The organism is Streptomyces sp. NPDC005141, assembly GCF_053599975.1.
Genome location: NZ_JBSFYW010000030.1, coordinates 100,370 through 106,702, shown reverse-complemented (window position 1 = coordinate 106,702; position 6,333 = coordinate 100,370). Strand labels below are relative to the sequence as shown.

The 6,333-nt window shown below is 68.6% G+C and carries 6 protein-coding genes and 1 pseudogene; 1 reads left to right on the top strand and 6 read right to left on the bottom strand.

Annotated elements, in window-relative coordinates; genetic code table 11:
- Positions 1-76: 76 nt before the first annotated feature.
- From pspAB to glnA, 3 genes and pseudogenes are all read right to left on the bottom strand, one after another.
- Positions 77-655, bottom strand: a pseudogene (pspAB, locus tag ACWD68_RS23500) (PspA-associated protein PspAB); the annotation flags it as partial.
- Between the two features lie 4 nt (positions 656-659).
- On the bottom strand, positions 660-1,604 hold the full coding sequence (htpX, locus tag ACWD68_RS23495) for a zinc metalloprotease HtpX (RefSeq protein WP_451808394.1): 945 nt from the start codon (positions 1,602-1,604) through the stop codon (positions 660-662).
- 211 nt (positions 1,605-1,815) lie between these two features.
- A complete protein-coding gene (gene glnA, locus ACWD68_RS23490) occupies positions 1,816-3,225 on the bottom strand; it encodes a type I glutamate--ammonia ligase (protein ID WP_451808393.1) in 1,410 nt (469 codons plus the stop codon).
- Between the two features lie 199 nt (positions 3,226-3,424).
- Between glnA and ACWD68_RS23485 the strand changes: the two genes are divergently transcribed.
- Positions 3,425-3,892 (top strand): RDD family protein, encoded by a 468-nt coding sequence (locus tag ACWD68_RS23485; protein ID WP_451808392.1) that lies wholly within the window; start codon positions 3,425-3,427, stop codon positions 3,890-3,892.
- 157 nt (positions 3,893-4,049) lie between these two features.
- Here the strand turns inward: ACWD68_RS23485 and ACWD68_RS23480 are convergent, their stop codons facing one another.
- The 3 genes from ACWD68_RS23480 to lipA form a co-directional block, all read right to left on the bottom strand.
- Positions 4,050-4,748, bottom strand: a complete 699-nt coding sequence (locus tag ACWD68_RS23480; RefSeq protein WP_451808391.1) for a DUF4191 domain-containing protein — start codon at positions 4,746-4,748, stop codon at positions 4,050-4,052.
- Between the two features lie 80 nt (positions 4,749-4,828).
- On the bottom strand, positions 4,829-5,026 hold the full coding sequence (locus ACWD68_RS23475; protein WP_266757923.1) for an SCO2195 family GlnR-regulated protein: 198 nt from the start codon (positions 5,024-5,026) through the stop codon (positions 4,829-4,831).
- Positions 5,027-5,318: 292 nt separating this feature from the next.
- Complete coding sequence (gene lipA / locus ACWD68_RS23470; protein WP_355983644.1) at positions 5,319-6,284, bottom strand: lipoyl synthase; 966 nt, start codon at positions 6,282-6,284, stop codon at positions 5,319-5,321.
- Positions 6,285-6,333: the final 49 nt, after the last annotated feature.

Genomic DNA, 6,333 nt, shown 5'->3' with positions numbered 1-6,333 from the left:
GGATGATGACGGAGTCCGGGAAGCCGGTTCCTGAGGTGTCCGGAGATCTGGGCATCCACCCGCCGGGGCTGTGACGCCCCGGCGCGCCCCAGATCGGAAACCAGCGGGTGAGATCCTGCTCGATCCGCAGGTCGTCGACGAGCACCGCCCTGACCTGGAGCTCCAGCGCGTTGTCGCGCCGCTCGCTCTCGTCGGCGAGCGGCGCGAAGGGGTAGAAGGAGCCGCGTTTGTAGAGGTAGACGAGGCCGAGTCGCCGTTGCCCGCTGTCCCGGAATCCCACCACCGAACAGAGCAGCTGGGGTCCGAAGCCGGTGCCCTCCAGGGCGCTGTTGACGGCGTGCAGATCGCTCACCAGCGCCGGCAGGTCGTCGGGCGTGCGGCGGGAGACGAGCCACGAGTACCCGTACTCGTCCCGGCCGACCTCCACCGGGGGACCCGTCCGCCCGGTGTCCGCGTCGAGCAGGGCCTGTGCCTCCTGGTGCGCCTCGGCGAAGGCCGCGCCCTCGGCGGACGCGAAGCACACCGCGCCCGTGCCGGTCGGGGTGAACCCGGCCGCCGCCTGGAGGGTCACGGCCGCCGACGGCAGTCCGAAGAGCTGGTCGAGATCCGGTGCGGCGGGCTTGCTGCGGCCGAGCAGGATGTCCAGGAACCCCATACGGTCAGCCGGCCTCTCCGGGGGACGGGGCGATCGCTCCCGGCGCCGCGGGCTCGCCCAGCTCGGTGGAGATGCGGGCCAGTTGTTCGAGCCGCTGCTCCAGGCTCGGGTGGGTGGAGAAGAGGTTGGCGAGGCCCGGCTGGGCGCCGAGCGCGGGCGTGAAGTAGAAGGCGTTGAACGCCTGCGCGGTCCGCAGATCCTTCGTCGGGATCCGGCCGATGTCCCCGGTCACCTTGGTCAGTGCCGACGCCAGTGCCGAGGGGCGGCCGGTGAGCAGGGCCGCGGCGCGGTCGGCGGCCAGCTCGCGGTACCGGGAGAGCGCCCTGATCAGCAGGAAGCTGATGGCGTACACCGCCGCGGACACCGCCAGCACCACGGTGAGGACGGCCACGGTGTTCTGGTCCTTCTGGCCCCGACCGCCGAAGAGCTGCGAGTAGAACGCGAACCGCACGATCAGCCCGGCGAGGACCCCGAGGAACGACGCCACCGTGATCACGGCGACGTCCTTGTGCGCCACGTGCGACAGCTCGTGCGCGAGGACGCCTTCGAGCTCCTCGGGCTCCAGTCGGCGCAGCAGCCCCGTGGTCACGCACAGGACGGCGTGGTCGGCGTTGCGGCCCGTGGCGAATGCGTTCGGCATGTCGAGGTCCGACACGGCGACGAGCGGTTTGGGCATGTCGGCCACGGCGCACAGCCGGTCGACCACGCCGTGCAGCTGGGGATACTCCTCCCGCTCCACGATCCGCCCGTGCATGGCGTACAGCGCGATCCGGTCCGAGAACCAGTACTGCGCCAGGAGCAGCCCGGCCGCGATCACCACGACCAGCACCCACGACTTCAGCAACACGATCAACGCGGCCACGAAGGCCACGTACAGCAATCCGAGCAGGAACAGCGTGACCGTCATCCGCACGGTCAGCTGCCGATCGCTCCGGAACCGGCTCCGCATCTCGCACCACCCCGCAGTCAGGCACTCGTCCCGCTCTCCATTGTGCGCCCGGGGTTCCCCATGAACAGGTGCCGATAGGCCCCGCTATGGGCAAAGAACTCCCCGGGAACGGAGCGGCACGGAAAAGGGGCGCCGTCAGCGAGAAACGCGCCGGCCGTGCCCCTCCCGGAGGAAGGGCACGGCCGGTTTGTGTGCGGCTGGAGCGACGGGCTTACACGTCGAAGTAGAGCTCGAACTCGTGCGGGTGCGGACGCAGCTGCAGCGGGGCGATCTCGTTCGTGCGCTTGTAGTCGATCCACGTCTCGATCAGGTCGGACGTGAAGACGTCGCCCGCGAGCAGGAACTCGTGGTCGGCCTCGAGGCGGTCGAGGACGGCCGGGAGCGAGGTCGGGACCTGGGCGACGCCCGCGTGCTCCTCGGGAGCCAGCTCGTACAGGTCCTTGTCGATCGGCTCGGCCGGCTCGATCTTGTTCTTGACGCCGTCCAGGCCGGCCATCAGCAGGGCCGAGAACGCCAGGTACGGGTTGCCGGAGGAGTCGGGCGCGCGGAACTCGACGCGCTTGGCCTTCGGGTTCGAGCCGGTGATCGGGATACGCATGGCCGCGGAGCGGTTGCGCTGCGAGTACACCAGGTTGACCGGGGCCTCGAAGCCGGGCACCAGACGGTGGTAGGAGTTCACCGTCGGGTTGGTGAAGGCGAGCAGCGACGGGGCGTGCTTGAGGATGCCGCCGATGTAGTAGCGGGCCATGTCCGACAGGCCCGCGTAGCCGGCCTCGTCGTAGAACAGCGGGGAGCCGTTGCTCCACAGGGACTGGTGGACGTGCATGCCCGAGCCGTTGTCACCGAAGATCGGCTTCGGCATGAAGGTCGCGGTCTTGCCGTTGCGCCAGGCGACGTTCTTCACGATGTACTTGAAGAGCTGGAGGTCGTCGGCCGCGGCGAGCAGCGTGTTGAACTTGTAGTTGATCTCGGCCTGGCCGGCGGTGCCCACCTCGTGGTGCTGGCGCTCGACCTGGAGGCCGGAGGCGGCCAGCTCCAGGGAGATCTCGGCACGCAGGTCGGCGAAGTGGTCGACCGGCGGGGTGGGGAAGTAGCCGCCCTTGTAGCGGACCTTGTAACCGCGGTTGTCCTCGAGCGCACCGGTGTTCCAGGCGCCGGCCTCGGAGTCGATGTGGTAGAAGGACTCGTTCTCGGCGGTCTTGAAGCGCACGCTGTCGAAGACGTAGAACTCGGCCTCGGGACCGAAGTACGCGGTGTCGGCGATACCGGTCGACGCGAGGTAGGCCTCGGCCTTCTTGGCCACGTTGCGCGGGTCACGGGAGTACTGCTCACCCGTGATCGGGTCGTGGATGAAGAAGTTGATGTTGACCGTCTTGTCGCGGCGGAAGGGGTCGACGCGCGCGGTGGACAGGTCGGCGCGGAGCGCCATGTCGGACTCGTGGATGGCCTGGAAGCCGCGGATGGAGGAGCCGTCGAACGCGAGCTCCTCGGTCGGGTCGAAGGCCTCGGCCGGAATCGTGAAGTGCTGCATCACACCCGGCAGGTCGCAGAAGCGGACATCGACGAACTTGACGTCCTCGTCCGCGATGTACTTCTTGGCCTCGTCGGCGTTCTGGAACATCCAGCTCCTCCTACTCCCGCCCACAGTGGACCGGGGTGGTAGTTCGTTCGTGCGGCCAGTGCGGTGGCACACGCTGGAGCCGACCATAGGGACGGGGGATTTCTCAAGCGTGACCCATTTGTTTCACCCAAGTTAACCGACCCGGGTCGGCCCGGCCCCTCCTGTCCGCATGGCAAAACGGGCACAGTACCGTGGACGGGTGGACAACAGGCAAGCACTCGGATCGTGGCTCTCCGGTCCCCGCGCGGCGGCGGAGGAAGCCGGTGTCGACTTCGGATACCGGGGCGAACAGCTCGGTCTCCCGGAGCACGGACCAGGCTCGATCGCCCGCCCCGGCCGACGTCTGGGCGCCCTCGCCGTCGACTGGGGTCTGTGCCTCTTGATCGCATACGGGCTGCTCACCGATGGCTACGACCAGGCGACGGGAAACTGGGCCCTGCTCGTCTTCTTCGTCCTCGGTCTGCTCACGGTCGGCACCGTCGGCTTCACTCCGGGCAAGCGCCTGTTCGGCCTGCGCGTCGTCCCCGAGGGCGGCGGCCGACTGAACCCGCTGCGCACCCTGCTGCGGACGGCGCTCCTGTGCGTGGCCGTCCCGGCGCTGATCTGGGACCGCGACGGCCGCGGTCTGCACGACCGCCTGGCCCGCACGATCGAAGTCCGCATCTGACACGTCGGTCGCGCCCCGCGCCCTCGCGCCACGGGGCGCGGCGATCCGTTACGACGGCGATCCGCCACGAAGACCGATCCGCTACGACGATGGGGCGCCCGGAGAATCTCCGGGCGCCCCATCGTCATGGAACTGCGTAGAAGTCGTAGCGGGAGGGTCAGCCCTTCGGGCCGCCGCGCGGCATCCGCATGCCCTTGGGCATCGGACCCTTCGGCAGCGGCATGTTGGTCATCAGGTCGCCCATCGCGCGGAGCCGGTCGTTGGTCGCGGTGACCTGAGGGCCGGCGAGCACGCGCGGCAGCTTCAGCATCGTCGTGCGGACCTTCTTCAGCTCCACCTGGCCCTCGCCGGTGCCCACGAGAATGTCGTGCACCGGGACGTCCGCGACGATCCGCGCCATCTTCTTCTTCTCGGCGGCCAGCAGGCTCTTCACCCGGTTCGGGTTGCCCTCGGCGACCAGCACGATGCCGGCCTTGCCGACCGCACGGTGCACCACGTCCTGGCTGCGGTTCATCGCCACCGCCGGGGTCGTGGTCCAGCCTCGGCCGATGTTGTCGAGCACCGCCGCGGCTGCGCCGGGCTGCCCCTCCATCTGCCCGAAGGCGGCCCGCTCGGCCCTGCGTCCGAAGACGATCGCCGTCGCGAGGAAGGCGAGCAGAAGCCCGAGAATGCCCAGATAGATCGGGTGGCCGATCAAGAAGCCGATCGCGAGGAAGACACCGAGGGTGAGAATTCCGACAGCCGCGAGTACAAGACCGATCTTGGAATCGGCCTTGCGGGTCATCTTGTACGTCAGGGCGATCTGCTTGAGTCGCCCGGGGTTCGCAGCGTCCGCTGCGGTTTCCTTCCTCGCCATGCCCACGAGTCTACGTGGCCCGTGAAGTGCGGACGACGGCAGTACCGGGCGAGCGGGCCCCGGTAGCGGGGGAGCGGCGATCAGGAGCGCGTCGAGACGGATTCCAGCACGCGCTGAGCCTCGACCCGGTCCTTGGCACGGCGACGGTCCTCCAGGACGGAGGTCCAGGCGTTGCGGCGAGCGGTGCGCTGCCCGCTGCTCATGAGCAGCGACTCGACGGCACGGAGTGCATCGGTGAACGAAGGAATCGCGGTGGCGCGTACGGGCGCGGCCTGCATGATGGAGGTCCCCCCTAGGGATCGGCGGCTCGGACGGGGCGGTGCGTGACGTGGAACCAGGGTCACTGATTGGTGTTACCAGTACGTGACTGAGCGGTCAAACACCAATGAAGCCTTGATGCCGCGAGTCCTTTTCCTGGTGCGCTCCTGACGGCGCGTTCAGCTGCGGGGATGCCGCGGGGGGTGTGAACGGCCCGTTGTGAAGGGCGAGTTGCTTGTGCCCGGATTCACACGAAAGCGGTGGCACTCGGTGCCACCGCTTTCCTTTCGCAACGTGCGCCGTCCGGGGTACTCAGACCGCCTGCGAGGCGACGTACGCCCCACGCTTCTCCACGGCCATCTGATAGAGCCGGCCGGCCCGGTACGAGGAGCGGACCAGCGGGCCCGACATGACGCCGGAGAAGCCGATCTCCTCGGCCTCCTCCTTCAGTTCCACGAACTCGTGCGGCTTGACCCAGCGCTCCACGGGGTGGTGGCGCACGGAGGGGCGCAGGTACTGCGTGATCGTGATGAGCTCGCAGCCCGCGTCGTGCAGCTGCTGGAGCGCCTCGCTGACCTCCTCGCGGGTCTCGCCCATGCCGAGGATCAGGTTCGACTTCGTGACCAGACCGTAGTCACGGGCCTCGGTGATGACCTTGAGGGAGCGCTCGTAGCGGAAGCCCGGACGGATGCGCTTGAAGATCCGCGGGACCGTCTCGACGTTGTGCGCGAAGACCTCGGGGCGCGAGGAGAAGACCTCGGCGAGCTGCTCGGGCTCGGCGTTGAAGTCCGGGGCGAGCAGTTCGACCTTGGTGCGGCCGGCCTCGCGGCCCGCCGTCTGGGCGTGGATCTGGCGGACCGTCTCGGCGTACAGCCAGGCACCGCCGTCCTCCAGGTCGTCGCGGGCGACGCCGGTGATGGTGGCGTAGTTCAGGTCCATCGTGACGACGGACTCACCGACGCGGCGCGGCTCGTCGCGGTCCAGCGCCTCGGGCTTGCCGGTGTCGATCTGGCAGAAGTCGCAGCGCCGCGTGCACTGGTCACCGCCGATGAGGAAGGTGGCCTCGCGGTCTTCCCAGCACTCGTAGATGTTGGGACAGCCCGCCTCCTGGCAGACGGTGTGCAGGCCCTCGCTCTTCACGAGTGCCTGCATCTTCGTGTACTCGGGACCCATTTTCGCCCGGGTCTTGATCCACTCGGGCTTGCGCTCGATGGGGGTCTGGCTGTTCCGGACCTCCAGGCGCAGCATCTTGCGTCCGTCGGGTGCGACTGCGGACACATCGGCTCCCTGTAACTTCGATTCTTCGGCGTACACCAGAGTACGCCCG